The organism is Streptomyces sp. NPDC054794, from assembly GCF_053611585.1.
This window is the reverse complement of the sequence record NZ_JBSHAQ010000011.1, coordinates 149,907-176,448: the sequence shown is the minus strand read 5'-3', so window position 1 is coordinate 176,448 and position 26,542 is coordinate 149,907. Positions and strand designations below refer to the sequence as shown.

General features: G+C 71.5%; 28 protein-coding genes. 17 read left to right on the top strand and 11 right to left on the bottom strand.

Annotated features, from left to right (window positions below; all coding sequences use genetic code 11):
- Positions 1–120: 120 nt before the first annotated feature.
- Entirely contained in the window at positions 121–534 is a 414-nt protein-coding gene (locus ACWGKT_RS14635) for a pyridoxamine 5'-phosphate oxidase family protein (protein WP_453273862.1), read from the bottom strand.
- 131 nt (positions 535–665) lie between these two features.
- On the opposite strand from ACWGKT_RS14635, the gene clpB reads away from it, so the two are divergent.
- Both clpB and ACWGKT_RS14625 read left to right on the top strand, forming a co-directional pair.
- Positions 666–3,263, top strand: coding sequence for an ATP-dependent chaperone ClpB (gene clpB / locus ACWGKT_RS14630; RefSeq protein WP_453273861.1), 2,598 nt, complete (start codon positions 666–668; stop codon positions 3,261–3,263).
- Between the two features lie 318 nt (positions 3,264–3,581).
- Positions 3,582–4,115 carry a type III secretion system chaperone family protein gene (locus ACWGKT_RS14625; protein ID WP_356145624.1) on the top strand — a complete coding sequence of 178 codons (534 nt, stop codon included), beginning with the start codon at positions 3,582–3,584 and terminating at the stop codon, positions 4,113–4,115.
- A gap of 180 nt (positions 4,116–4,295) precedes the next feature.
- On the opposite strand, the gene ACWGKT_RS14620 is transcribed toward ACWGKT_RS14625, so the two are convergent.
- From ACWGKT_RS14620 to ACWGKT_RS14610, 3 genes are all read right to left on the bottom strand, one after another.
- Positions 4,296–5,936, bottom strand: coding sequence for a polyamine aminopropyltransferase (locus ACWGKT_RS14620; RefSeq protein WP_453273860.1), 1,641 nt, complete (start codon positions 5,934–5,936; stop codon positions 4,296–4,298).
- Between the two features lie 136 nt (positions 5,937–6,072).
- Positions 6,073–6,597 carry a DUF2617 family protein gene (locus tag ACWGKT_RS14615; protein WP_453273859.1) on the bottom strand — a complete coding sequence of 175 codons (525 nt, stop codon included), beginning with the start codon at positions 6,595–6,597 and terminating at the stop codon, positions 6,073–6,075.
- Between the two features lie 384 nt (positions 6,598–6,981).
- Positions 6,982–7,251, bottom strand: a complete 270-nt coding sequence (locus tag ACWGKT_RS14610; protein ID WP_453273858.1) for a hypothetical protein — start codon at positions 7,249–7,251, stop codon at positions 6,982–6,984.
- Positions 7,252–7,390: 139 nt separating this feature from the next.
- On the opposite strand from ACWGKT_RS14610, the gene ACWGKT_RS14605 reads away from it, so the two are divergent.
- Positions 7,391–8,593 carry a pyridoxal phosphate-dependent aminotransferase gene (locus ACWGKT_RS14605; protein WP_453273857.1) on the top strand — a complete coding sequence of 401 codons (1,203 nt, stop codon included), beginning with the start codon at positions 7,391–7,393 and terminating at the stop codon, positions 8,591–8,593.
- 34 nt (positions 8,594–8,627) lie between these two features.
- On the opposite strand, the gene ACWGKT_RS14600 is transcribed toward ACWGKT_RS14605, so the two are convergent.
- The 6 genes from ACWGKT_RS14600 to ACWGKT_RS14575 all read right to left on the bottom strand — a co-directional run bounded on the left by ACWGKT_RS14600 (position 8,628) and on the right by ACWGKT_RS14575 (position 11,847).
- Positions 8,628–8,882, bottom strand: coding sequence for a hypothetical protein (locus ACWGKT_RS14600; protein WP_453273856.1), 255 nt, complete (start codon positions 8,880–8,882; stop codon positions 8,628–8,630).
- Complete coding sequence (locus ACWGKT_RS14595; protein ID WP_453273893.1) at positions 8,879–8,971, bottom strand: hypothetical protein; 93 nt, start codon at positions 8,969–8,971, stop codon at positions 8,879–8,881. Before ACWGKT_RS14595 ends, ACWGKT_RS14600 begins: the two co-directional genes overlap by 4 nt.
- 31 nt (positions 8,972–9,002) lie before the next feature.
- Positions 9,003–9,659 carry a DUF433 domain-containing protein gene (locus tag ACWGKT_RS14590; RefSeq protein WP_453273855.1) on the bottom strand — a complete coding sequence of 219 codons (657 nt, stop codon included), beginning with the start codon at positions 9,657–9,659 and terminating at the stop codon, positions 9,003–9,005.
- Positions 9,660–9,744: 85 nt separating this feature from the next.
- Complete coding sequence (locus ACWGKT_RS14585) at positions 9,745–10,593, bottom strand: hypothetical protein (RefSeq protein ID WP_453273854.1); 849 nt, start codon at positions 10,591–10,593, stop codon at positions 9,745–9,747.
- Positions 10,594–10,838: 245 nt separating this feature from the next.
- A complete protein-coding gene (locus ACWGKT_RS14580; RefSeq protein ID WP_453273853.1) occupies positions 10,839–10,970 on the bottom strand; it encodes a DUF397 domain-containing protein in 132 nt (43 codons plus the stop codon).
- Entirely contained in the window at positions 10,933–11,847 is a 915-nt protein-coding gene (locus ACWGKT_RS14575; RefSeq protein ID WP_453273892.1) for a helix-turn-helix domain-containing protein, read from the bottom strand. The genes ACWGKT_RS14580 and ACWGKT_RS14575 overlap by 38 nt, the downstream gene beginning before the upstream one ends.
- Before the next feature lie 177 nt (positions 11,848–12,024).
- On the opposite strand from ACWGKT_RS14575, the gene ACWGKT_RS14570 reads away from it, so the two are divergent.
- Positions 12,025–12,498 (top strand): ATP-binding protein, encoded by a 474-nt coding sequence (locus ACWGKT_RS14570; protein ID WP_453273852.1) that lies wholly within the window; start codon positions 12,025–12,027, stop codon positions 12,496–12,498.
- 1 nt (position 12,499) lies between these two features.
- Here the strand turns inward: ACWGKT_RS14570 and ACWGKT_RS14565 are convergent, their stop codons facing one another.
- Positions 12,500–12,811: a hypothetical protein gene (locus tag ACWGKT_RS14565; RefSeq protein WP_356145649.1), complete on the bottom strand. Its 312-nt coding sequence runs from the start codon at positions 12,809–12,811 to the stop codon at positions 12,500–12,502.
- A gap of 131 nt (positions 12,812–12,942) precedes the next feature.
- Between ACWGKT_RS14565 and ACWGKT_RS14560 the strand changes: the two genes are divergently transcribed.
- The 13 genes from ACWGKT_RS14560 to ACWGKT_RS14500 all read left to right on the top strand — a co-directional run bounded on the left by ACWGKT_RS14560 (position 12,943) and on the right by ACWGKT_RS14500 (position 26,533).
- A complete protein-coding gene (locus ACWGKT_RS14560) occupies positions 12,943–13,815 on the top strand; it encodes an SRPBCC domain-containing protein (protein WP_453273851.1) in 873 nt (290 codons plus the stop codon).
- Between the two features lie 105 nt (positions 13,816–13,920).
- Complete coding sequence (locus tag ACWGKT_RS14555; RefSeq protein ID WP_453273850.1) at positions 13,921–14,709, top strand: aldose epimerase family protein; 789 nt, start codon at positions 13,921–13,923, stop codon at positions 14,707–14,709.
- A 10-nt stretch (positions 14,710–14,719) separates the two neighbouring features.
- Positions 14,720–15,292: an orotate phosphoribosyltransferase gene (gene pyrE, locus ACWGKT_RS14550; protein WP_453273849.1), complete on the top strand. Its 573-nt coding sequence runs from the start codon at positions 14,720–14,722 to the stop codon at positions 15,290–15,292.
- Positions 15,293–15,462: 170 nt separating this feature from the next.
- Positions 15,463–16,494, top strand: a complete 1,032-nt coding sequence (fbaA, locus tag ACWGKT_RS14545) for a class II fructose-bisphosphate aldolase (RefSeq protein WP_453273848.1) — start codon at positions 15,463–15,465, stop codon at positions 16,492–16,494.
- 68 nt (positions 16,495–16,562) lie between these two features.
- On the top strand, positions 16,563–18,056 hold the full coding sequence (locus tag ACWGKT_RS14540; RefSeq protein WP_453273847.1) for an MFS transporter: 1,494 nt from the start codon (positions 16,563–16,565) through the stop codon (positions 18,054–18,056).
- 183 nt (positions 18,057–18,239) lie between these two features.
- Positions 18,240–18,653, top strand: coding sequence for a DUF3151 domain-containing protein (locus tag ACWGKT_RS14535; RefSeq protein ID WP_453273846.1), 414 nt, complete (start codon positions 18,240–18,242; stop codon positions 18,651–18,653).
- A gap of 145 nt (positions 18,654–18,798) precedes the next feature.
- The gene (locus ACWGKT_RS14530) at positions 18,799–19,647 is read left to right on the top strand and encodes a tryptophan 2,3-dioxygenase family protein (RefSeq protein WP_453273845.1); all 849 of its coding nucleotides are present in this window, start codon (positions 18,799–18,801) and stop codon (positions 19,645–19,647) included.
- Positions 19,640–20,884, top strand: a complete 1,245-nt coding sequence (gene kynU, locus ACWGKT_RS14525; protein WP_453273844.1) for a kynureninase — start codon at positions 19,640–19,642, stop codon at positions 20,882–20,884. The genes ACWGKT_RS14530 and kynU overlap by 8 nt, the downstream gene beginning before the upstream one ends.
- A 158-nt stretch (positions 20,885–21,042) precedes the next feature.
- On the top strand, positions 21,043–21,933 hold the full coding sequence (locus ACWGKT_RS14520; RefSeq protein WP_453273843.1) for an alpha/beta hydrolase: 891 nt from the start codon (positions 21,043–21,045) through the stop codon (positions 21,931–21,933).
- Positions 21,934–22,188: 255 nt separating this feature from the next.
- Complete coding sequence (locus ACWGKT_RS14515; protein ID WP_453273891.1) at positions 22,189–23,274, top strand: alpha/beta hydrolase; 1,086 nt, start codon at positions 22,189–22,191, stop codon at positions 23,272–23,274.
- Entirely contained in the window at positions 23,267–24,487 is a 1,221-nt protein-coding gene (locus ACWGKT_RS14510; protein ID WP_453273842.1) for an acyltransferase family protein, read from the top strand. The genes ACWGKT_RS14515 and ACWGKT_RS14510 overlap by 8 nt, the downstream gene beginning before the upstream one ends.
- Positions 24,480–25,856: a sensor histidine kinase gene (locus tag ACWGKT_RS14505; RefSeq protein ID WP_453273841.1), complete on the top strand. Its 1,377-nt coding sequence runs from the start codon at positions 24,480–24,482 to the stop codon at positions 25,854–25,856. Before ACWGKT_RS14510 ends, ACWGKT_RS14505 begins: the two co-directional genes overlap by 8 nt.
- A complete protein-coding gene (locus ACWGKT_RS14500) occupies positions 25,853–26,533 on the top strand; it encodes a response regulator (protein ID WP_453273840.1) in 681 nt (226 codons plus the stop codon). Before ACWGKT_RS14505 ends, ACWGKT_RS14500 begins: the two co-directional genes overlap by 4 nt.
- Positions 26,534–26,542 lie beyond the last annotated feature (9 nt).

Sequence of the window (26,542 nt, the reverse complement as noted above, 5' to 3'; positions counted from 1 at the left end):
AAATTCCGTCCTGTTCCCCCCCCCCCAGCGGGTTCCACGGTCACATCACCTGGGTCCCGCCGCTGCAGTTTCAGGGGACATTTCCTGGTATCGGGGTGTTTTCACAGTGGCTGAAATCAGTCACCCGCGCCCCAGGGCCCGCTCCAGCTCGATCTCGATGACCACGCGGGACGGATTCGGCGCCGGCGTCCGCTCGTAGCGCTCGCTGTAGCGCCGCTCCGCCTCCGCGACCCGGTCCGCCTCGGGGCGTACGTACGCCCGTCCCTCCAGCGTCGCCCAGCGGCGGCCGTCCACCTGGCACACCGCGACCCGGGCCCCGCCCGGCCCCGCGGCCAGGACGTGGGCCGCCTTCGCGCTCGCCTTGTTCGTGATCACCCGAGCCAGTCGCGCCTCGGGGTCGTATGTCACTCCGACGGGCACGACGTGCGGGCTGCCGTCGGCGCGGAGGGTCGTGAGGGTGCACAGGTGGCGTTCTCGCCAGAAGGCCAGGTACGCGGCGTCCGGAGCGCCGGGATCCACGGAATATGCGGTCATGCCCGGAAACTAGCCCCTCGGGGACTCCCGGCGGTTACCTTGAGTGGAATAGACTCAAGTTTGTGTACGTTGGTTAAGTCAGGACTGGGAGACGTGGCCGACGGGCCCACGCCGAGGAGGAGAACGCGAACGTGGACGCCGAGCTGACCAACAGGAGCCGGGACGCGATCAACACGGCCAGCAGCCGTGCCGTGACCGAGGGGCACCCGGACCTCACGCCCGCCCATCTGCTCCTGGCTCTGCTCCAGGGGCAGGACAACGAGAACATCATCGACCTGCTCGCCGCGGTGGACGCCGACCAGGCCGCCGTGCGTTCCGGCGCCGAGCGCGCGCTCGGCGCGCTGCCCAGCGTGACCGGGTCCACCGTCGCTCCCCCGCAGCCCAACCGCGAGCTGCTCGCGGTCCTCGCGGACGCCGCCGAGCGGGCCAAGGAGCTCGGCGACGAGTACCTCTCCACCGAGCACCTGCTCATCGGCATCGCCGCCAAGGGCGGGGCGGCCGGCGAGGTGCTCTCCCAGCAGGGGGCCACCGCGAAGAAGCTGCTGGAGGCCTTCCAGAAGGCGCGGGGTGGGCGCCGGGTGACCAACGCCGACCCCGAGGGGCAGTACAAGGCGCTGGAGAAGTTCGGCACCGACTTCACCGCCGCCGCGCGGGACGGCAAGCTCGACCCCGTCATCGGCCGCGACCAGGAGATCCGCCGGGTCGTGCAGGTGCTGTCCCGGCGCACCAAGAACAACCCCGTGCTCATCGGTGAGCCCGGCGTCGGCAAGACCGCCGTCGTGGAGGGGCTGGCCCAGCGGATCGTGAAGGGGGACGTGCCCGAGTCCCTCAAGAACAAGCGGCTGGTCGCGCTCGACCTGGGCGCCATGGTCGCGGGCGCCAAGTACCGCGGTGAGTTCGAGGAGCGTCTGAAGACCGTCCTCGCGGAGATCAAGGACTCCGAGGGCCAGATCATCACCTTCATCGACGAGCTGCACACCGTCGTGGGCGCGGGCGCCGGCGGCGACTCCGCCATGGACGCCGGCAACATGCTCAAGCCGATGCTGGCCCGCGGCGAACTGCGCATGGTCGGCGCCACCACCCTCGACGAGTACCGCGAGCGGATCGAGAAGGACCCGGCGCTGGAGCGCCGCTTCCAGCAGGTGCTGGTCGCCGAGCCCACCGTCGAGGACTCCATCGCCATCCTGCGCGGGCTCAAGGGCCGCTACGAGGCCCACCACAAGGTGCAGATCGCGGACAGCGCGCTGGTCGCCGCGGCCACCCTGTCCGACCGCTACATCACCTCCCGCTTCCTGCCCGACAAGGCCATCGACCTGGTCGACGAGGCCGCCTCCCGGCTGCGCATGGAGATCGACTCGTCCCCGGTCGAGATCGACGAACTCCAGCGCGTCGTCGACCGGTTGAAGATGGAGGAGCTGGCCCTCGACAAGGAGACCGATCCGGCCTCCCGCGAGCGGCTGGAGAAGCTGCGCCGCGACCTCGCCGACAAGGAGGAGGAGCTGCGCGGCCTCAACGCCCGCTGGGACAAGGAGAAGCAGTCCCTCAACCGGGTCGGCGAGCTGAAGGAGAGGCTCGACGACCTGCGCGGACAGGCCGAACGCGCCCAGCGCGACGGCGACTTCGACTCCGCCTCCAAGCTGCTGTACGGCGAGATCCCGGCCCTGGAGAAGGAACTGGAGGCCGCCTCGGAGGCCGAGGAGGAGGCCGCCAAGGACACCATGGTCAAGGAGGAGGTCGGCCCGGACGACATCGCCGACGTCGTCGCCTCCTGGACCGGCATCCCCGCCGGTCGCCTGCTGGAGGGCGAGACGCAGAAGCTGCTGCGCATGGAGGACGAGCTGGGCCGCCGGCTCATCGGCCAGAGCGAGGCCGTGCGGGCCGTGTCGGACGCGGTGCGGCGCAGCCGGGCCGGTATCGCCGACCCGGACCGACCCACCGGCTCGTTCCTCTTCCTCGGCCCGACCGGCGTCGGCAAGACCGAACTCGCCAAGGCGTTGGCCGACTTCCTCTTCGACGACGAGCGGGCGATGGTCCGCATCGACATGTCGGAGTACAGCGAGAAGCACAGCGTGGCCCGCCTGGTCGGCGCGCCTCCCGGTTACGTCGGCTACGAGGAGGGCGGCCAGCTCACCGAGGCCGTGCGCCGCCGCCCGTACAGCGTGGTGCTCCTCGACGAGGTGGAGAAGGCGCACCCCGAGGTCTTCGACATCCTCCTTCAGGTGCTGGACGACGGCCGCCTGACGGACGGTCAGGGCCGCACGGTCGACTTCCGCAACACCATCCTCGTCCTCACCTCCAACCTGGGCAGCCAGTTCCTGGTCGACCCGGTGCTCGGCGAGGCGGAGAAGAAGCAGCAGGTGCTGGAGGTGGTCCGCGCCTCCTTCAAGCCGGAGTTCCTCAACCGGCTCGACGACCTGGTCGTCTTCTCCGCGCTGAGCAAGGACGAACTGGGCCGGATCGCGCGGCTCCAGATCGACCGCCTCGCGCGACGGCTCGCGGAGCGCCGCCTCAGCCTGGAGGTCACCCCTCAGGCTCTGGCCTGGCTCGCCGAGGAGGGCAACGACCCGGCGTACGGTGCCCGGCCGCTGCGCCGCCTCGTCCAGACCGCCATCGGCGACCGCCTCGCCCGGGAGATCCTCTCCGGCGAGGTCAAGGACGGCGACACGGTCCGCGTGGACGCCTTCGGCGACGGCCTGATCGTGGGACCGGCGACCGGCAAGACGCTGTAGTCACCGACCGCCACCGCGGGCCCGTCACCCCTCAGGGTGGCGGGCCCGCGTTCGTACGGCGAACACCGGTCCCACCGGCCACAGCATTCACAGGAGCCACCGCGGTTTTCTTCGCGCGCCCGTGAAGGGATCATGGAAGCCGCATGCCCCGACGCGGTCATCGGACCGTGTCAGACCCGCGCAGGACCGGGTACTCGAAGGCACGTCCACGGCAGTGACCGGATCGTGTCAGCCGTGGGCTGACAGGCCCGGCGGGGCTTGCCACCCCCCTCCCCGGATGAGGGAGGATGGCGGAATCCGTACGAAGGGAAAATCACGGTGAGCATCGACCCGTCCTCGATTCCGAACTTCGGGGGCCAGCCCGAGCCGCAGCCCCAAGGACCGGCGGGCCCCGTCGTCCCGGATCAGGACCTCGTGAAGCAGCTCCTCGACCAGATGGAGCTCAAGTACGTCGTCGACGACGAGGGCGACCTCGCGGCGCCGTGGGAGCAGTTCCGTACGTACTTCATGTTCCGCGGGGAGGCCGAACAGGCGGTCTTCTCGGTGCGGACGTTCTACGACCGGCCCCACAAGATCGACGAGAAGCCGCAGCTGCTGGAGTCCATCGACGACTGGAACCGGCGCACCCTGTGGCCCAAGGTGTACAGCCACACCCACGACGACGGCACCGTCCGCCTCATCGGTGAGGCGCAGATGCTGATCGGCACCGGCGTCGACCTCAACCACTTCGTCTCCTCCACGGTCAGCTGGGTGCGCGCCGCGATCGAGTTCGACCGCTGGCTCGTCGAGCAGCTCGGCCTGGAGCAGGAGGTCAACGAGGCGGAGGACGAGCCCGAGGACGACGAGGAGTAGTCCCTCGGCACGCACAGCGTCTTCGCTGTCCACAGCGGCGTGTGCGCCTACGACCAGGTACGCGCCGTACCCGAACGAGAGCCCGGTCAGGGCGCGGACCACAGCGGTCGCGCGCCGGGACCGGGCTCTCGCCGTGCGCGCCCGTCCACAGCCTGTGGGAAACCCGGCGGCGGTCAGGGCCTAGTAGCGCGGATGCACCAGGGTGGACGCCGGCAGGCCCTTGATGCGGGTGTGGGCCGCCGCGCGGGCGTCCGTCGTCAGCGCCCTGCGGGTGAGCGTGCGCGGGGACGGCTCGTGCGGGTCCAGGCGCAGCGGCGGGGCGGCGCGGCCCGGCCTGGCCAGGATGAACCCCCAGTCGTGCGCGGCACGGGAGGCGCGGGCCGAGCGGTCGGGGCCCGCCGCGAAGCCGCAGTCGCGGCCGGGCACCCGGTAGGGGGTGGTGGCCAGGCCGGCCGCGTGCAGGGTGGCGTCGACCGTCCAGAAGGCCTGGGTGCGGGACGCGACGGGGCCGGCGTGCACCACCAGGCGGCCGCCGGGGCGCAGCACGCGACGGGCGAGGCCGTAGAACTCCTGGGAGTACAGCTTCGTACTGGCGGTGATGCCGGGGTCGGGCAGGTCCGCGATCACCACGTCGTACGTCGCCCACGGCGCCCCGCGCAGCCAGCGGAAGGCGTCCGCCGTGGCGACGTGGACGCGGGGGTCGTCGTAGGCGTGCGCGTTCAGGGCCGCGAGTCCCGGATCGTGGCGGGCCAGGCGCACCAGGCCGACGTCGAGTTCGATCACGTCGATCCGGTCGACGCCGGTGTGCCGCAGCACCTCCCGGGCCGCGAGCCCGTCGCCGCCGCCGAGGATCAGCACGCGCGCGTGGGGCCCGTACATCGCGGGGTGGACGAGCGCCTCGTGGTAGCGGCGTTCGTCGCGGCCGCCCACCCGGAGCCGGCCGTCCAGATAGAGGTCGAGCGGGCGGCCGCGGGTGCCGCCGGTGAGGACCACCTCCTGGACGTCGGTCTGCAGGGCCACGCGCACGTCCCTCCCGTACACCGCGTGCCGCGCGGCCCGTTCGAAGTCGTCGACGAGCACGGCGGCGGAGGCGAGTACGCCGAGGACGGTGAGGTTGGCGATCAGGAGCAGCCAGCGGGCGCGCCGGGAGAGGTCGCGGCGGAACAGGCCGAGCACCAGGGCGCCGCCGGCCACGACATTGACGGCCCCGGTGACCAGCACGCCGGTCAGCTGGCCCAGGAAGGGCAGCAGCAGGAAGGGGAAGGCCAGGCCGCCGACCAGCGCGCCGACGTAGTCCGCGGCGAACAGGTCGGCCACCGCGCCGCCCGCGTCCTGGCGCCGGATGCGCTGGATGAGCTCCATCAGCAGCGGCACCTCGGCGCCGATCAGCAGGCCGATGGCCAGCGAGAAGGCGACCAGGAGAACGCGGGGGCCGTTGGCCCACAGACCGCCCCAGTCGCCGGTCCAGGCGAAGACCGCGTACAGCGCCATGGCGCTGCATCCGCCGATGAGCGCGAGGGTGGCCTCGACGGCGCCGAAGCCGGCGGCGGCATGCCAGCGCAGCCGCTTCGCGGCGAGGGAGCCGATGCCCATCGCGAAGACCATGACGGACAGCACGACGGACGCCTGGGTGACCGAGTCGCCGATCAAGTACGAGGCGAGGGCGACGAGTTCGAGCTCGTAGACGAGTCCGCAGGCCGCGCAGACGAAGACGCACGCGAGAACCAGGAGCCGCCCCGTCCCCGGCCGCACGGGCAGCCGCGCGGGTGCTCCCCAGGGCGGCGGTGCGCCGGGCGGGGCGGGCGCCTGCGGTTCGATCACTCTGCGACGTTACGTCACACGCGGGGGACGCTTCGTCACCCACACGTGTGGAACTGGGGGAGTTGACGCGCGCGGTGTTTATGTCGTCCCAGCCGATGACGAGCCCCTGCGGCCGGCCGGTGGAGTGCCCGGCGCCCTAACCGAGTTGGGCCACCTGCACCCGTACCCCCACCTTCGTCCGCGTCGCCACCAGCTGGCCGTCCTGCGGATACGCGTGCCACGTACGCCAGTGCACCTGCCCCTCGTGCCGCTGGGCGAGCATCGCCGTGAAGGCGTGCGGGCTGCCGGGGAAGACGCCGGCGAGGCCGTGCGGGTGGTCGGAGACCAGGGCCAGCAACTCCTGGGCGCGGCCCGCGAAGGAGCCCGGCGAGAGGACCTCCACGCGCGCTGCGAACTGGTACTCCCAGTCGTCAACCCGTTTGGCGACACCGAGCGGCAGGGGCGTGCTGGACCCCGGAAGGCACGCCACCGTCTCCGAACAACTGCCCCGCTCCTCCTCGAGGAGTACCTGGTGGGACGCGCCGAGGAGTCTCAACTGCAGCTTTGCATCCCTCAGTTCGAGGTTCAGCGTGGCCAGGGCGGGGAGCGGTTCGCGCCCCAGGGCCCAGGCCAGGTCGGCCGCGCGCGTATCGGTGTAGGAGGTGGTGAGGGTCGTGAGCATGGATCGGCTCCGCTAGCACGCAAAGGTAGAGAAGAGGGGAGTGTGGTCCTGCGTAACCTCGGCAGACACCGGGAGATCGATCTGTCACGTCGGCCCGGTCGGCCCCGCCGGCCCAGCCGGGGAGAAGTGTCCGCAGGACGTCCGAGGGGCTGCGTTGGTGATTTAGAGGGAATCATGAACTGTGGCGCCGCCACAGCGTTTTTACCCAACTTCGTGGGGTTTCCATCCCTCAGAGGGCCCCACAGCTCAACTGTTCAACCACAGAGTGCCCCGGGCGCCCCGTACGTACGCCGACGCGCCCGTCGGATGCCTCCTCCCGACGGGCGCATCGGCGTGCGGCCCGGATGCGGTTCCCCCTGTTCCGCGGAGCTCAGCTGCCCCGTGTCAGCTGCCTCCCCCGCATCCACCGCCGCCGCCACAACCCCCGCCGCAGGAGGAGTGACCACCCCCGCAGGAGTGGTGGCCGCCGGAGTGGTGGCCGCCCCCGTGGTGCCCGGACGACGACCCGTCGCCGCTCCCGCCGGCCCACCAGCTGCCACCCGCGCCGTACGACGCGCTGCCGCGGCGGCTCGCCCGCCCGGCCCTGCCCGCCCGGGACGCGGCGATCGCGAAGAATACGACCACGATCGCCACCACGATGAAGACGGTGCCCATGACGTCACCTGCTTTCCGTTCCCCCGAAGCAGCCCCCCGTGGGTGCCTCGTCTGTTGCCCGACTGCTGTGTGACACGGGAATGCCCGGGCGGCTCGATCGCCAAAGCGGAGTTGAGGAAGTCCAGAGCTTGGGCGCAGGATGACCGGCATGACCTCCAGCGCACGCCCTCTCCTCAACCGCCGGCTGGCCGAGTTCGGGACGACGATCTTCGCCGAGATGTCCGCCCTCGCCGCGCGGACCGGCGCGATCAACCTGGGCCAGGGCTTTCCCGACACGGACGGCCCCGAGGAGATCCGGGAGGCGGCCGTACGGGCCCTGCGCGAGGGCCGCGGCAACCAGTACCCGCCGGGCCCCGGCATCCCCGGACTGCGCGCCGCCGTCGCCGCCCACCAGCAGCGCCGCTACGGCCTGTCCTTCGACCCCGACACCGAGGTCCTGGTCACGGCGGGCGCCACCGAGGCCATCGCGGCCGCCCTGCTCGCCCTGCTGGAACCGGGCGACGAGGTCATCGCCCTGGAGCCGTACTACGACTCCTACGCCGCCGGCATCGCGATGGCCGGCGGCACCCGCGTCCCGGTCACGCTGCGCCCGCACACCGACGGGGGCGCCGCCGCCTTCCGGCTCGACCTCGACGAACTGCGCGCGGCGGTGACCGACCGCACCCGGCTGCTGCTGATCAACACCCCGCACAACCCCACCGGTACGGTCCTCACCCGCGAGGAGCTGACCGCGATCGCCGAGCTGGCGGTGGAGCGGGACCTGCTCGTGGTGACCGACGAGGTCTACGAGCACCTGGTCTTCGACGACGCCGCGCACCTGCCGCTGGCCACGTTCCCCGGCATGCGCGAGCGCACGGTCACCATCGGCTCGGCCGGCAAGACGTTCTCGTTCACCGGCTGGAAGGTCGGCTGGGTGACGGCGGCGCCGGAGCTGGTGGGTGCCGTCCGCTCGGTGAAGCAGTTTCTGACGTACGTGGCTTCCGGGCCGTTCCAGTACGCGGTGGCCGAGGCCCTCTCCCTGCCGGACACCTACTTCGACGCCCTCCGCGCGGACATGCTCGCCAAGCGGGACCTGCTCGGCGATGGCCTGCGGTCAGCCGGGTTCGAGGTCTACCAGCCCCAGGGCACTTACTTCATCACCACCGACATCACCCCTCTCGGCGAGAAGGACGCCCACGCCTTCTGCCGCGCGCTCCCCGAACGCTGCGGCGTCGTCGCCATCCCGAACTCGGTGTTCTACGACGACCCCGATGCGGGTCGCAGCCACGTCCGCTTCGCTTTCTGCAAGAGGGACGACGTTCTCACCGAGGCCGCCGGCCGCCTGCGACGCCTGACGTCCTGAATCCGGCCCCCTTCGTCCCAACGGCGCCCGCCCGTCAAGGCCAAGTGCGCTCAATACGGTCGTGTCGCACGGCGTACGCTGCCGGACCGCCTTTCTCGACGGCCCGGTGGATCACGTCACGGCACACGACGAGCCGTTCGACCATCTCCGCGCTGCGAAGCTGCTGGTTGTCCAAGTAGCACAGCACCGCCTCGCGCTCCAGGACGGGTCGGATCTCCAGGTCCCGGGTCTTGATCCGCCCGTCCTTCGAGAGCGGGACCCAGGAGCGGTTGAGACCGTACGTGATCACTCCTCGTCCGGGATGTCCTGCCCGTCGTCCGGGAAGACATCGCCGATGCGGTGAACCGTCCACCCGCAGGCTCTCAGCCCCTCCGCCACACGACGCCCGAGATTCCGGTCGAGGAAGAACTCAGGCGGCAAGGTGCACCACTGTCCGGCAGAGCGCGTCCACCTGCTCAGGCGTCATGTCGTAGTCGTACGCGATGTCCTCGACGGTCTCCCCGGCCTCCCACAGGTCGGTAATGGCCTTGACCGTGACGCGGTTGGCTGCCACCACGGGGAGACCGTGGCCGAACCTCGGGTCGATCACGACGGGGACAGAGTCCGGGTACTGCCTCAACCGCAGACTGGAGGGGAAGTCGTCGCCCGGCTCCCACGTGAGGTAGCGGAGATAGTCGGAGACCACTTCGTGGATGGGGACCTGGCCGTCGCGGGCTCTACGGAGATCACCCCAACCGTGCTCGATGAAGATGTCCACGCCGTCGGTGGCGATCCTCTTGGACACGAGGCCGTAGGGGGTGTCGAAGGCGTCCCGTACAGCGGCGGCCGCCTCCCTGATCTCGCTCATGCGCAGTCCGAGGGAGCGCAGCGAACGAAGGACGTGCGCCTCTGCCACCGCGATGAACGGCACCGACGGCTGCCCCTTCCGCACCGGCTCGACCTGGTGCACCAGTGGTGCTCCGGCGGCCTTGCCCTTCAGCCACGAGGTGAGAGTCGACTGTGGAATCTCAAGGTAGGAGGCCGTTTCCGTGGGCGTCAGAAGCCCGTCGTTGAACCTGTCGACCATGCCCCACCTCCTCCTGGCGCCGGATTTCGCATCGTGCCACATCAAGCCTCCCACCTGCGGGTGGACCGCACACCCAGTCACCGGCTCAGGCAACGTCGGAGAGGCGCTGCTCGCGCCGCCGGCAGTCACGGCAGCGGCCGGGTTCCGCCGAGCGGAACGCCCGGTCGCAGCCGTCGCAGTTCCGCATGGGCACGACGGCCGGACGTACCGCAGGCTCAGCGCTTCTGACCGGTGCGGGCAGGGGAGTCTCCTTGAGCCGGTAGGCGAGGATGCCGACCGGGCGGGTCGCGAGGTGGTCCGGGAGTCCTGCGGTGAGGTAGTCCGTGATCTGTGTGGGCAGAAGGCCCGCCGCGAGCCAGCGGGTGACGGCCGGGGCGAGGCGGGCGGCCTCCTGCTCGGCGAGGACGAGGCGGGGGTCGACCCGGCGCAGGGCGGCGAGTACGGCGACGGCTTGAGGGTCGGCATCAGCGAGCGGGACCGGCGTCTCCGCCGTTTCATGCACGGCCGCCGCAGCGGTGGGCTTCCTGCCGGGCCGACGCGGCTTGGGCGGCTCGGGAGGCCCGTCCGGATCCGGATCGGGATCGCCGCCAGGTACGTCGTAGAAGTACGTCCGGGTACGAACCTGCCCGGTGGGCGTCCGCTCACGTCGGCGCTCCAGGTATCCGGCCGCTTCGAGCTCCCTGAGCGCTCGCGAAATCAGGATCTCGCCCTCGCTGAAGTGCTCGCACAGGGCGGTGATGGTCACGGAGGAGCCGTCGGGCAGGGAGGAGATGTACGCCGCCACGCCGATTGTGACCGCGCTGCCGCGCCGCTGGGCGAGGGCGTTGGAGATCACAGTGAAGTCGGCTGTCAGCCGGGTGCGGACGTGAATCACACCGGATGTCGGAGCTCCGGCGTCGGCGCGCAGGCGCGCGTTAGACTGCGGGTCAGCCATCGGGAAGCGGGTCTTCCTGATCGGTCAGGCCCTCGTTCGGGACGGCAATCCCGGCCGGGGGCCGTATCTGTTTGCGGTTGTCGCGGCGAACGTAACCGTCCGCGTCCCGCGCCTGCAAGCCGGTCACTCGGACGGGTGACGAGGGCTTTCCGGCCGGGGAGGGTGGGTGGGCGGGAGTTCTTTCTCCCGGTTCTTTGAGGAGGCCGGCGGCCTGCCGGACCCTCGTGGACAAGGGTCCGGTCGCCTCAGGGACGGTGGTGCCCGGCCTTCAACTCGCCTATGAACGCGGTCCAGGAGGGAGCTTCGAAGCACAGCGCCGGACCGTGCGGGACCTTGCTGTCACGGACGGGGACGACGGCCTGGAACCCGTCGGCCACCTCCACGCAGTCGCCCCCCGCCTGATTGCTGTAGCTGCTCTTGCGCCAGGCGACGCCGTTCAGATCGGGACGGGAGATTCGAGCCACGGTAGTTGCCCTCCATCGTGGACCGGATCATGTCGAGTGACATGAGCGGGGGCAGGGCTGCCGCCCGCAGCCGATCGTAAATCACCTTGTAGCGACTCACTTTGACCGGCTCCTCGATGAGTTGGCCGTAGTCCGAGCCCTCCGTATAGGCCACTTCTGAACCATCCGGCAGGGCCAGAACGGTCAGCGAGCCACCCATCGCCTCGTGCCCGCCTTGGTCGAACGGCAGTACCTGCACAGTGATGTGACGCTCCGCTGTAGCGTCAAGCAGTCGCGCCAACTGCTTTCGCATCACGGCATGGCCGCCGATCGGACGCCTGAGCACCGCCTCGTCCAGGATCACCCACAGCTCCGGCCGGTCGGGCGAACTCAGCAGTTCCTGCCGTCCCATACGGGCTGTGACGCGCTCCTCCAGCTGCGCTTCGCCGTCCAACAGGGCGTCCAAGCTGAGAACAGCACGCGCATAGTCCTCCGTCTGCAACAGACCCGGCACCACATGAGCCGCGTACTGCCTGATGACCACCGCCCGCTCCGAGTACTCCATGAACCTCCGCGACCAGTCCGGAAACGCCTCCCGGTACACGTACGGCCACAGCTCCACCAGCAAGTTGTCCGCCCCCAGCGTCGCGTCCAGCGCACGCGCCAGTTCCAGCGTCGGCTTCGCTCCGGACGCCCGCTCGATCTGTGTGATCCGCGTGCTCACCACATGCACCTTGTCGCCGAGCTCGGCCTGGGTCAGTCCGGCCGCCGTACGGAGTCTGCGCACCCGCGTGCCGAACAGCGCCGCCATCGACGCGTTGGGGTCAATTCCGTTGGCCAAAGCGTCACTTCCATTCCTTACCGACTGAAAAGTAAGGCTGCGTCATCTGTCGAGCGTAGGGCGATCAGACGACTCTTGAGCACGGAACGTGACGACTCGCGTACGCCGTGGGTTGTCTCAAGCTCGACGGACAAGGACCGACAAGCCGTGCTGACAGGAACGTCCACCGAAGAGAACGAGCCGCGCGAGTTCCTCTCCCTCACAGCGAAGTTCGTCTCTTCACCCCGAGGTGCGCAGCTCGCCCGACGCCTCGCCGTCCGGTGCATGGAGGAGTGGGGTCACCCGCCGCTGTCGGACGTGTCATGCACGGTCGCCCTCGTCGTCGGCGAACTCGCCGCGAACGCCGTACAGCACGGCCGGGTTCCCGGACGCGACTTCGGTCTCCGGCTCGCCCTCGACGCGGTCGCGGGTCTGGTGCGTATCGAGATCGCGGATGCCGCCTGCGCGAAGCAGCCGCCCACGGCCCCGCCCTCGTCGTATCCCGACGGTGAGTCCGGTCGAGGACTGCTCCTGGTGGATGTCCTGGCCGTGCGCTGGGGGGCGGTGCCCCGTCAACCCGTGGGCAAGACGGTGTGGGCAGAGGTATCCGTTGAGGCCGTGGAGCGCCCGCGCCGCCTGTGAACTAGGCCTTGGCCTGGAGCTTCCTGACCAGGTCCACCGCCGCGACGAGACCGAGTCCGGGCAGGGCCTCGCGCAGGGTCTTGATCGCGAGGATCTCCTTCTCGCGGGCGTCCACCCCCGCCTCGGCGAGCACCTGGCGGGCCCACCGCTCACGCGGATCGGTGCCCGCGCCGATCCCGTCCACTATCTCCAGCGCCCGCCGGAGCCCGGGCTCCGTCTCCCGGTCGGCCTCCCGCAACGCCTCGCTCAGCGCCGTGCGCGCGTCGTCGAAGTCGTTGAGTACGACGAGGTGGGTTTCCTTCTTGGTGAACATGCTGGTCCCCGTTTCCTTGGCTGCCACGGGTCGTCGACGGACGGTCGTTGGTCGATTCCGGTCCCGTGGCGGATGACTCGCGGTCTCCGAGGAGGATACGCATCGGCCACTCCTGGGTAGGCTCAGCCGACATGGAGCACGAGGTCTTCGTTCCGGTTCCGGCCGAGCGGCTGAGGGAGGCGCTCGCCGATCCCGCGCGGGTCGCCCGGGCGGTTCCCGGGCTCCAGCAGGACGCCGGCGCCGAGCCGGTCGCCGGGCGGCTGAAAGTACGCGTCGGCAGCCACTCCGTCACCTACCGCGGGTCGCTGCGTGTGTCGGCCCGGCCGGACGGCACGTACGCCGTCGAGGCCGACGTGGTCGAGGCCCGGGGCACGGGCTCGGTCGAACTCGCCCTCACCCTTCGCCTCGCCGACACGAACGACGGCTCCACGGCCACCATCACCGGTACGGCCGCGGCAGTGGGCCGCGTGGCGGACCTGCCCCAGGAAGCGGTGACCTCGGCGGCAATCCGCCTGCTGAACCGTTTCGTGGAGGGGTTGGCGATGCCGGAGGAGGAGGCGGAAGAAGCGGGGGAGCCGGGGGAGGCGGAGAAAGCCGAGCAACCCGAGCAACCCGAGCAACCCGATCAACCTGAGCAACTGGAAGAGGCGCCGGAGGCCGAGTCCGAGACCGCAGGCGAGGGGGAAGCCGAGGAGCGGGCCACCGTCTTCGATGCCGAGATTCCGCCGCCCTCTCTCGACCGTTCCGGCGACGATGACGATGACGAGGGTGACGTGTTCGGGGATTCGGGGGAGCCGCCGGTCGAGGCGGCGCACGCGCGGCGGACGATGATCGGACGCAGTGCGGAAGAGGTGGACCACGCACCGCCGCGCGGCCGCTACGCCCCGGTACCGGCCCCGCAGACCGTCGCCGCCACCAGCACCCTCCGCTGGGCCGCCCCCGCCGCCGCCCTCGTACTGGCATCGGCGATCGTGCTGGGCCGAGCACTCCGCCGCCGCCGCTGAACATCCCACGTCGGCCCACCCGCACGCCCGTGGATCCGCCCACAAACGCGTCCACGCACCCCCGGACCGGAAACGCCCCCTTGATCGCCCCAGTAGGGTCGTCTCGTGAGTAACGAAGACATCACGTTGACCGCGGGTGACGCACAGGCACGGGTGGAGCCCGGGAACGGTGGTCGGGTCGGGGGGCTCCGGGTCGCCGGCGTCGAGCTGCTCCGGCAGGGCGACCGCTTCGGCTGCTTCCCGATGGTGCCCTGGTGCGGCCGGACCAGGGACGGCCGCTTCCTGGACGGCGCCACCGTCCGCCAGATGCCGCTCAACGCCCCGCCGCACGCCATCCACGGAACCGCCCGCGACGGCGCCTGGCGCACCGCCCGCACCTCCGCCGACGAGGCGGTCATCACGTACGACCTGGTCGAGCCCTGGCCCCACCCGGGCCGCGTCACCCAGGTGGTCGCCCTCGCCGAGGACAGCCTGCGGCTGACCATGTCCGTGGAGACGTACGGCTCCTCCTTCCCCGCCCAGATCGGCTGGCACCCGTGGTTCCACCGGAACCTGGGCTCGGAGGACGTCCAGGTCGCCTTCACCCCCGCCTGGCAGGAGGAGCGCGGCGAGGACCACCTCCCCACCGGCAACCGCATCGACCCCAAGCCCGGCCCCTGGGACGACTGCTTCGGCATGCCCGGCGGCGTGGACGTCACCCTCACCTGGCCGGGTCAGCTGGAGCTGAAGGTGACCAGCCGTGAGGAGTGGGTCGTGGTCTACGACGAGCAGGAGGAGGCCGTGTGCGTCGAGCCGCAGACCGGCCCGCCCAACGGCCTGAACACCCTGCCGCGCCTGGTCACGCCGCTGGAGCCGCTGGAAGCCACGACCACTTGGACCTGGCGTCGCCTCTAAGCTGGTCGGCATGACGGACGTCAACGAAGTAATGCCGCAAGGCACACGCGGCGCGCTGCTGCAGCAGATCAAGGACAAGGCCGTGGTGCACGGCAAGGTGACCCTGTCGTCGGGCAAGGAAGCCGACTACTACATCGACCTGCGCCGGATCACGCTCGACGGCGAGGCCGCGCCGCTGGTCGGTCAGGTCATGCTCGACCTGACCGCCGAACTGGACTTCGAGGCCGTCGGCGGGCTGACCCTGGGCGCCGACCCCGTCGCGACCGCGATGCTGCACGCATCCGCCGCGCGCGGCAAGGTGCTCGACGCCTTCGTCGTCCGCAAGGCGGGCAAGGCGCACGGCCTGCAGCGCCGTATCGAGGGCGCCGAGGTCAAGGGCCGCCGGGTGCTGGCCGTGGAGGACACCTCCACCACCGGCGGCTCGGTGCTGACCGCCGTCGAGGCGCTGCGCGAGGCCGGCGCGGAGGTCGTCGCGGTGGCGACGATCGTGGACCGGGCGACCGGCGCGGCCGAGGCGATCGCCGAACAGGCCGGTGTGCCCTACGTGTTCGCCTTTTCGAAGGACGACCTGGGTCTCGACTGACGCACGGGGTTGACCTACGGCCTTGACCGGCGCGTGACCACTCCTTGACCAGGGGCATTGAGCATCGGCTCAGGTCTGGAAAGATGGGGGCGACGATGACGTCAGCCCCAAGGTCTAGGTCAGGGCCGTAGTACGCAGATCGCACCCCCGCACACTCAAGGAGCGGACAGATGCCCATCGCAACCCCCGAGGTCTACAACGAGATGCTCGACCGGGCGAAGGCAGGCAAGTTCGCCTACCCGGCCATCAACGTGACCTCCTCCCAGACCCTGCACGCGGCCCTGCGCGGTTTCGCTGAGGCGGAGAGCGACGGCATCATCCAGATCTCGACGGGTGGCGCCGAGTTCCTGGGCGGTCAGCACAAGAAGGACATGGTCATCGGCGCGGTCGCGCTGGCCGAGTTCGCGCACATCGTCGCCGAGAAGTACGACATCACCGTCGCCCTGCACACGGACCACTGCCCGAAGGACAAGCTCGACGGGTACGTGCGTCCGCTGCTCGCGATCTCCGAGGAGCGCGTGAAGGCCGGCCGCAACCCGCTCTTCCAGTCGCACATGTGGGACGGCTCCGCCGAGACCCTCGCCGACAACCTCGCCATCGCGCAGGAGCTGCTGGAGAAGGCCCGCGCCGCGAAGATCATCCTTGAGGTGGAGATCACCCCGACCGGTGGCGAGGAGGACGGCGTCTCCCACGAGATCAACGACTCCCTGTACACGACGGTCGACGACGCCATCCGCACGGTGGAGGCGCTCGGCCTCGGCGAGAAGGGCCGCTACCTGCTGGCCGCGTCCTTCGGCAACGTCCACGGCGTGTACAAGCCGGGCAACGTCGTGCTCCGCCCCGAGCTGCTGAAGGAGCTCAACGAGGGTGTGGCCGCCAAGTACGGCAAGGCTGCTTCTCCTGGCCCCTTCGATTTCGTCTTCCACGGCGGTTCCGGCTCCACGGAGGAGGAGATCGCGACCGCGCTGGAGAACGGCGTCGTGAAGATGAACATCGACACCGACACCCAGTACGCCTTCACCCGTCCGGTCGCCGACCACATGTTCAAGAACTACGACGGCGTCCTGAAGGTCGACGGCGAGGTCGGCTCCAAGAAGACCTACGACCCGCGCACCTGGGGCAAGCTCGCCGAGGCGTCCATGGCCGCGCGCGTCCTGGAGGCCTGTGGCAACCTGCGTTCGACGGGCACCAAGATCAAGTAACCGTCCGCCCACGGCGGTTTCCAGCGAGCCCGGCGCATCAGCGCCGGGCTCGCTGTATACCTGGGGACGTGCCCGACGTCCGGCTGGCCTCGTCCCAGGGCAAGTGGATCCTGCTCACCACGGTGCTCGGTTCCAGCATGGCCATGCTGGACTCGACCGTCGTCAACGTCGCGCTCCCGCGGATCGGCGAGGACCTGAACGCGAGCCTCGGCGCCCTGCAGTGGACGGTCAACGCGTACATGGTGACGCTGGCCGGGCTGATCCTGCTCGGCGGATCGCTCGGCGACCAGTACGGCCGGCGGAGGATCTTCGTGCTGGGCGTCGTCTGGTTCGCCACCGCCTCCCTGCTGTGCGGCCTCGCCCCGACCAGCGGGATCCTGATCGCGGCCCGCGCCCTGCAGGGCATCGGCGGCGCCCTGCTGACCCCCGGCTCCCTCGCCCTGATCCAGGCGTCCTTCCACCCCGACGACCGGGCGAAAGCCGTCGGCCTGTGGTCCGGTTTCGGCGGGGTCGGCGCGGCCGTCGGCCCGTTCCTGGGCGGCTGGCTGGTGGACGGTCCCGGCTGGCGCTGGGTGTTCCTGCTGAACGTCCCGCTGGCCCTGCTGTGCGTGCCCGTCGCGGTACGGCACGTCCCCGAGTCCGCCGACGGCCGCGCCCACGGCCGCTTCGACGTCCTCGGCGCCGCGCTGGGCGCCCTGTCCCTCGCCCTGGTGACCTACGCGCTGATCGAGGCCGGCAGCGGCAGGCCGGCCATCGCGCTGACGGCGGTGGCGGGGGTCCTGGCCGGGGTGGGTTTCGTGTACGTCGAGAAGCACCGGGCCGACCCGATGCTGCCGCTCGACATCTTCTCCTCGCGCCAGTTCACGGCCGTCAATCTGGTCACCCTGTGCGTGTACGCGGCCTTCGGCGGCTTCTTCTTCCTCACCGCGCTCCAGCTCCAGGTGGTGGTCGGCTACTCGGCCCTCCAGGCGGGTACGGCCCTGCTGCCCACCACCGCCCTGATGCTCCTCTTCTCGTCCCGCTCCGGCGCCCTGGCCGACCGCATCGGCCCGCGCATCCCGCTCACGGTCGGCCCGCTGCTGTGCGCGGTGGCGATGCTGCTGATGCTCCGGGTGGGCGAGGGCGCGAACTACGTGAGGGACATCCTGCCCGCCCTGCTGGTCATGGGCGCGGGCATGGTGACCCTGGTCGCCCCGCTGACCGCCACCGTCCTGGCCTCCGTGGACACCTCGCGGGCGGGCCTGGCCAGCGGCATCAACAACGCGGCCGCCCGGGCGGCGGGGCTCATCGCGGTGGCCGGGCTGCCGCTGGTGTCCGGGATGGGCCCGGAGGCGTACCGCTCGGCGGCGGCCTTCGAGGCGTCGTTCCGGCGGGCGATGCCGATCTGCGCGGGGGTGCTGGTCGTCGGGGCGGTGGTGGCCTTCACGACGGTACGGCGCCCGACCCCCGACTGCCGACGCCCGGAATGCCGCACACACGGCTGCGTGACGGCTCCGCCGCTGGAGCAGGGCGGCCGGGCCGCGGGCAAGGTGATCGGCGAGGTGGGGGATCGGGGGGTTTGAGCGGGGGCTCGAACGGGGGCGGCCGGCACCGGTGCCGGTGGGGGTGCCGCATGCCGGCCGGGTGGCTGGTGTCAGGTGACCGACGGCGGGTGCCCCGTACCGCGTGACCGGTCCACGGGGAGCGTGACCGTCGACGGGGAGACCGATCGCCCGTCACCGGCGGGCGTGCCCCAGACTTGAACCATGACGATTCACGAGAACCTTCTCGGGGGCCCGCCCCCGACCCACCTCCCCGACGACCCCGAGCCGCGTGAGCTCCTCGCCCAGGGCACCGCGCCGACGGACGTCGCCGCCCAGTACCCCACCTCCTCGCTCGCCTGGGCCCAGCTGGCCGACGACGCGTTCGAGCGGGGCTCGGTCGTCGAGTCGTACGCCTACGCCCGTACGGGCTACCACCGCGGCCTGGACTCCCTGCGCCGCAACGGCTGGAAGGGCCACGGGCCCGTCCCCTGGGAGCACGAGCCGAACCGCGGCTTCCTGCGCGCCCTGCACGCCCTCGCCCGGGCCGCGCAGGCGATCGGCGAGCAGGAGGAGTACGAGCGCTGCTCGCAGTTCCTGAAGGACTCGTCGCCGACGGCGGCCCAGACCCTGGGCTGAGTGGCGCTCGCGGTGTGGCCCGTCTGGCACTGGACGGGCCTTGCCGTAACCGGGGGTATTACGGAGGATGCCGGTGGGGACCGGGGCCCCCGTGCCGGAATCGGCAGGGGCGGACCGCTACCCGGAGCAACAACAGGAGACAGCGATGTCCCAACAGGCTCATCAGTCCCCCAAGGCTCAGGAGCCCGAGACTCCGCATCTCGACTTCGCGGGCACGACGCCGTACGAGGACTACGTCAAGGCGGACGTGCTCACCCACCTCCAGCACACCCTCTCCGACGATCCCGGAGAGATGGTCTTCCTGGTCACCACCCAGGTGATGGAGCTGTGGTTCACGGTCATCGTCCACGAGTGGGAGACCGCTGCGGAGGCGCTGCGTTCGGACGACGTGCCGACGGCCGTCGCCGCGCTGAAGCGCTCCGTACGGGAACTGGACGCGCTCAACGCCTCCTGGAGGCCGCTCGGCCAGCTGACGCCGGCGCAGTTCAACGCGTACCGGAGCGCGCTGGGCGAGGGCTCCGGCTTTCAGTCCGCGATGTACCGCCGCATGGAGTTCCTGCTCGGGGAGAAGTCCGCGTCCATGCTGGTCCCGCACCGGGGCGCGCCGCGCGTCCACGCGGAACTGGAGAAGGCCCTGCACGAGCCCAGCCTGTACGACGAGGTCGTACGGCTCCTCGCCCGGCGCGGCCACGCGATCCCGGCGTCCGTCCTGCACCGTGACGTCGCCCAGCGCTACGAGTCCTCACAGGCCGTGGAGTCGGCGTGGGCGGCGGTCTACTCCGGCGACCAGGACGCCGAACTCGCCCGGTTGGGCGAGGCGCTGACGGACGTGGCCGAGCTGGTCTGGCGCTGGCGCAACGACCACCTGGTCGCCACCCGCCGCGCGATGGGCGCGAAGCCCGGTACGGGCGGTTCGGCCGGGGTGGCCTGGCTGGAGAAGCGCGCCCGCAAGAACGTGTTCCCCGAGCTGTGGACGGCGAGGTCCCATGTCTGACGTGAGGGAACTCGCCACCAGGGCGGAGAAGCTGGACGCGGCGGACGAACTGGCGCCACTGCGCTCCCGGTTCGTCCTGGACGACGTCGTGTACCTGGACGGCAACTCGCTGGGCGCGCTGCCGGCGAACGTGCCGGGCCGGATCGAGGACGTGGTCCGCCGCCAGTGGGGCGAACTGCGCATCCGTTCCTGGGACGAGAGCGGCTGGTGGACCGCGCCGGAGCGCATCGGCGACCGGATCGCCCCGCTGGTCGGGGCGGCGCCCGGGCAGATCGTGGTGGGCGACTCCACCAGCGTCAACGTGTTGAAGGCCCTGGTGGGCGGGGTGCGCCTGGCCCGCCTCGCCCAGGGCCCGGGCCGGGACGAGATCGTGGTCGACGCGACGACGTTCCCCACGGACGGCTACATCGCGCAGTCGGCGGCCCGGCTCACCGGCTGCACCCTGCGCCCGGTGACCCCGGCGGAGGTACCGGGCGTGCTGGGCGAGCGCACGGCCGCCGTCCTGCTGAACCACGTCGACTACCGCACGGGCCGCCTGCACGACCTGCCCGGTCTGACGGCGGCCGTCCACGCGGTGGGCGCGATCGCCGTCTGGGACCTGTGCCACAGCGCGGGCGCGCTGCCGGTGGGGCTCGACGAGCACGGGGTGGACCTGGCCGTCGGCTGCACCTACAAGTACCTGAACGGCGGCCCGGGTTCACCGGCGTACCTGTACGTGCGCCAGGACGTGCAGGACCGCTTCGACTCGCCGCTGCCCGGCTGGAACTCGCACGTTGACCCCTTCGGCATGCGGCCGGACTTCGAGCCGGCGGCGGGCGCCCTGCGCGGCCGGGTCGGCACCCCGGACATCCTCTCCATGCTCGCCCTGGAGGCCGCGCTGGAGGTCTGGGAGGACGTGGACGTCGCCGCCGTGCGCGCCAAGTCCCTGGCCCTCACGGACTTCTTCCTGGAGTGCGTGACGTCGTACGTCCCGGACGGTCTGGTCGAGTCCCTGACCCCGGCTGCCCACGGGGAGCGCGGCAGCCAGGTCGCGCTGCGCTGCTCCCCCAAGCTCTCAACTTCGTTCGAGCAGGGAGGTACCCCCGTCGCCGGCGCCGTGATGAAGCGGCTCATCGAGCGGGGCGTGGTCGGCGACTTCCGGCACCCCGACGTGCTCCGCTTCGGCTTCACGCCGCTGTACGTGGGCTTCGGGGACGCGGAGCGGGCGGCCCGGGTGCTGGGGGAGGTGCTCCGCTAGCGGACCCCGTGGGGCGGCGGACGGCATACAGAACCGTTTACCCTCACCGTGCGTGACATCCCCGTGTCCCCGCACGTCACCGGCCTGATACCGTCCCCGCCAACGGCCGAAGTCTCACCTGGTCCGCCAAACCCGTTTCATCGCTGAGAGGTTGGAGCATGCCGGACGACGCCGCAGCAGCCCGCGCCGCCGCCGAGGAGGAGTCGGCCTTCTCCCACCCGCCCGTCGACCCCGACGCGACCGCGACGTACGGCGACCACCCGGACCAGGTGATCGACTTCTACGCCCCGCGCGGCGCCGAGCCCGCGTCGCCGGCCTCCCCCGCCCCGCTCGTCGTGGTCCTGCACGGTGGCGCCTGGCGCGCTCCGTACGACCGCCGGCACATCACCCCCTTCGCCGACTACCTGGCCCGCCGCGGCTTCGCCGTGGCCAACGTCGAGTACCGCCGGGGCACCGTGATCCCGGCCCAGGGCGGCGAGGGCGCGGTCGCGGGCCGCTGGCCGGACACCTTCGACGACGTGGCCGCCGCCCTGGACGCGCTTCCCGCGCTCGCAGGGGAACTCCTCCCGCAGGCCGACTCCCGCCGCACGGTGATCACCGGTCACTCGGCGGGCGGCCATCTGGCCCTGTGGGCAGCGGCCCGCCACGTCCTGCCCGCCGACGCCACCTGGCGCACGCACCAGCCCGCCCTCCTGCGCGGTGTGGTCTCCCTCGCCCCGATCGCCGACTTCGCCGTCGCGGAGAAGCTCGACGTCTGCGGCAACGCGGCGCTCCAACTCCTCGGCGGGGACGAGAAGTTCGCCGAACGCCGGCCGTACGCCGACCCGGCCCTCCTCCTCCCCACCGGCATCGCGACGACCCTCGTCCAGGGCCGCACGGACCTCGTCGTCCCCCAAGCGGTCGCCGAGTCGTACGCGGAGGCGGCGGCAAAGGCGGGCGAGGTCGTCGGCCTGACCCTCCTTGAGGACGTGGGCCACTTCCCCCTCATCGACCCGGCGGCGGACGCGTGCGCGGTGGTGGCGGAGGAGATCGCCCAACTCGCCTGGTGAACGGGCGAACGGCGGACGGATCCCCGGTCCCCCGTCATACCCGTAGTACTTGAGAGCTACCCCCAAGGACAGCTCCCAGGCGGGACGCCAACGACAGCCCCCGATTTCTAACTTCCTTGTCAGACAAGCCCGATGGCCGGGCGGACAAGGGGGAGAACGACCATGGGGCGTGAACCGGGGACGGAGAGTCCGGGACGGGTCGGCGTCCGAGACGCGACTGCGGCCGGGGCCCAGCGGAGCGCACGGGCAGCCGAGTTGTACGAGCCCGCGGCCGCAGACGGCGAGGACACCCCACAGGGGCCACCCGCACCCGACAACGATTCCCGCACGGATGGTGCGGGTGGGAGCAAACCCGCCGATGGCGAAGCCGAGGCGTCACCCCCACGCCCCCGCACCTGGCACCGCCCCCTCCTCGCCACCCTCATAACTGCCGCCGTAGTAATCCCCTTGTCCGCCGCAGCCCGACCGGAGGTCCCCGCTCCGCCTCCCGCTGTCCTCCCCCAGCCGAACGCGGCCACCCTGGACGAGGCCTACACGGCCAACAGAGCCAACGCCACCGAGGCCGCCCACATGGCGGCAGCCCACGGCTACCGCCACCGCGCCACCGCGGACCGCGCCATCGCCGCCCGCTCCCGCCAGTTCCTGACCTACGACGGCCGCGGCGCCGGCCGAGCGACGGAGATCCTCGGCGACCTGGCCCACGCCGACCACATAGCGGTCCTGGTCCCCGGTTCCGACACCTCCCTCGACACCTACGCCCGCTTCCACGCGGCAGCGGCCGCCCTCCACACCGAACTCACCCGCACGGCACCCCCGACCACACACGTGGCCGTAGTCGCCTGGCTCGGCTACACCACCCCAGGCACCGTCAGCACAACGGTCACCACCACGGACCGCGCCGACGAGGCCGCCCCCGACCTGCGGGCGTTCATACGGGAGTTGCGCGGCATCGTGGGCGCCAAGGCCCAGCTCTCCCTGTTGTGCCACTCCTACGGCTCGGTCGTCTGCGGCCGAGCCGCCCCCGGCCTGGCCGCCGACGACCTCGCACTCATCGGCAGCCCCGGCACCGGTGCCGACACGGCCGCCGCGCTGCACACCCCGGCCCGGATTTGGGCGGCCCGCGGTTCGAACGACTGGGTGGCCGGCGTACCGCACGTCAGCGCGACTCTCTTCGGCACCACCGTCGGCTTCGGCACCGACCCGGTCTCCCCGGCCTTCGGCGCCCGCGTCTTCGACGCCGAAGACGCGGACCACAGCGGCTACTTCACCCCGGGCTCGACCGCGCTCACCAACCTGGCCCGGATCGTCCTCGGCGAGACCTCGGAGGTGACCCGTGCGTGAGCCGGCCCCGAACCCCGTGCACCGCGCGCTGACCGGCATACGGCAGGGCGCCCGCCGCGTGGACACCGCCACGCCCGCCTCCCGGGACCGCGCCCTGGACGCCCTGCGGGCGCTGGCGATCCTCGGTGTCGTGCTCGGGCACTGGCTGGTCACCGCCCTGGTCGTGGACGGGGACACGCTGCACACGGCGAGCCCGCTCGGATCCATGCCCTGGCTGGCGCCCGTCTCCTGGGTCTTCCAGACCCTCGCCGTCTTCTTCCTGGTGGGCGGCCATGTGGCCACCCGCGGCCACGCCTCGGCACGGGCGCGGGGGACGACGTACGGACAGTGGCTGTACGGCCGTCTGTCCCGCCTGTTCCGGCCGGTGGCCGCGCTTTTGGGGCTGTGGGCGGTGGCGGCCGCGGCGCTGCTCCTCTCGGGCGCGCCCCTGGAGACGGTGCACACGCTGGTCAAGCTGGCCCTGTCCCCGCTGTGGTTCCTGGTGGTCTTCGCGGCACTGACGGCGGCGACCCCTCTGGTCGCCCGCCTCAATCCGATGTGGCCCCTGGCCGTCGTGCTCCACGTGGACCTGTGGCGGTTCGGCCTGGGCGGCGCCCCTGACTGGCTCGGCTGGGTGAACGTGGCGGCGGGCTGGCTGGTGCCGTACACCCTGGGCGCGGCGTGGGCGCGCGGCGAACTGGAGGGCAGGCGGGCGGGCTGGGTCCTGTTCGCCGGCGGCGCGGCGGCCACGGCGGGACTGGTCGCGTGGGCCGGGTATCCGGCGTCGATGGTCGGCGTGCCGGGCGCGGCAGTCTCCAACCTCGATCCGCCGACCCTGGCGGCCGTCACCTTCGGCCTGGCCCAGTGCGGACTGGCCCTGCTGCTGCGCGACCGGCTGCGGCGTGCGATGGGCCGCCCCCTGGCCTGGGCTGCGGTGGCGCTGGTGAACCTCTCCGCGATGACGATCTTCCTGTGGCATCAGACGGCCCTCATGGCCACGACGGCCACCGCCCTCCCGGCCGGCCGCCGGCCCGGTCTGCACACGCTTCCCGACGATCTGACCTGGGTGGCGGCGCGGTTGGCCTGGCTCCCGGTGTTCGCCCTGGCCCTGGCCGTGTGCTGGACGGCCTTCCGTTCCTTCGAACAGGGCCCCCGCCGTCGCGCGGGCCGTCCCTCCCGGCTGGTCCACCGCCACGCCCGCCCTGCGGACGTGAAGGCCTCGCGCCATGCCTAGGGTTGACCCCGTGAACGGCGCGGACCCCAGGACCCCCTCGGACGACGAGCCCGTACCCGCCGCCGAAAGCCGTCTCCGCCGTCTGCGCGTCTGGCTCGGCGAACACCCCTCCTCCCAGTCGCCCCCCTTCTCCAGACAGCGCTGGCTGCGTCTGCTGACGTACCTGGCCACCTGCTACCTCGCGCTCGGCGTCGCCCTGGCCGGCGGCGGCGAACTGTCCGACGAATACCTCCTCTCCACGGCCCAGGGCCTGCTGGCCGGCTTCACCCAGGCCGTCGCCGTCGTCCTGGCCCTGCGGCGCCCGGTCCCGGCCTGGGGCCTGTCCCTGGCTCCCGCCCTGCTGACCGCGGTGGCGGCCCGCCCCCACCTGGCGAACACCCCGCTGCCCGGCCCCGACTGGCCCTGGGGCACGCCCACCCTGCTGGCCCACATGGCGGTCCTCCTGCTGCTCGCCGTGCGGGTCCGCACGGCCGGTGCGATCGCGGCGCTGGCGGGGTCCGCCCTGGCGACCTATCTCGTGCAGGGCGTGCTGGGTGCGCAGCGGTACTCGTCGACGGGCGTCGTGGCGATCATGCTGTTCGCCGTCTCCGTGCTGGTCGGCACCGCTCTGCGCGGCCGCAGCGAGGCGCGCAAGCAGCTGGTGGAGCAGACGACGATCACCGCCGAGGAGCGCGCCCGCCGCACCCTGCTGGAGGAGCGCAGCCGGATCGCCCGCGAGCTGCACGACGTGGTCGCCCATCACATGTCGGTGATCTCGATCCAGGCCCAGGTCGCCCCGCACCTGGTGGACAACCCCTCCGAGGAGCTCAAGGAGAACCTCGCCGGCATCCGCCAGAACGCGCTGGAGGCGCTGACCGAACTGCGCCGCGTGCTGGGCGTCCTGCGCTCCGAGGAGCCGGACGACCTGCACCATCCTCAGCCCACCCTGGACCGCCTCGACGCCCTTCTGGAGAACACCCGGGCCGCCGGCCTGGACATCGAGACCGACATCAGGGGCGGGCCCACCGCCTACCCGCCGGGCGTCGAACTGTCCGCGTACCGGATCATCCAGGAGGCCCTGAGCAACGTCCTGCGCCACGCGCCGGGTTCCCAGGTCCGTGTGGAGGTCAGCCACTTCAGGGACGGCGTCCACCTGGGGGTCATCAACTCCCGCCCCGGCCAGGCCGTTCCGGCCTCCCCGGGCAGCGGACACGGCCTGCTGGGGATGCGGGAACGCGCGGCCATGCTGGGCGGCAGCGTCACGGCGACCCCCACCCTGCACGGCGGTTTCATGGTGACGGCGTTCCTCCCCAGGGGCGGCGGCCCCACGACGCCACCCGCGTCCGACGACGAAGTCGGCGCGCCCGGAAAAGGAGACGAACTCCCATGACAACCGGCGGACAGAGCATCCGCGTACTCATCGCCGACGACCAGCAGATGGTCCGCCAAGGCTTCACCGTACTGCTCGACACCCAGCCGGACATCGACGTGGTCGGACAGGCGGTGGACGGTCTGGACGCGATCGCCAAGGTCGCCGAACTCGCCCCCGACGTGGTGCTGATGGACATCCGCATGCCCGAAATGGGCGGCATCGAGGCCACCCGCCGCCTCATCACCGACGAGTCCACCGTCAAGGTCCTCGTCCTCACCACCTTCGACCTGGACGAGTACGTCTACGAGGCGCTGCGGGCGGGAGCCTCCGGCTTCCTCCTCAAGGACGCCTCCGCGGACCAGCTCGCCGAGGCGGTCCGCGTGGTCGCCGCCGGTGACGCCCTGCTCGCCCCCGGGATCACCCGGCGTCTGATCGCCGAGTTCGCCCGCCTGGACGGCGGCCACCGCGCCCCGCTCAAACAGCGCGTCGGCGACCTGACGGAACGCGAGACGGAGGTCCTGGCCCTGATCGCCCAGGGCCTGTCGAACGCGGAGATCGCCGAACGGCTGGTCGTGGCCGAACAGACCGTGAAGACGCACGTGGGCCGGATCCTGGTGAAGCTGGGCCTGCGCGACCGCACCCAGGCGGCGGTATTCGCCTACGAGTCGGGGCTGGTCCGCCCCGGAACCCGCTGAAACCCCGTG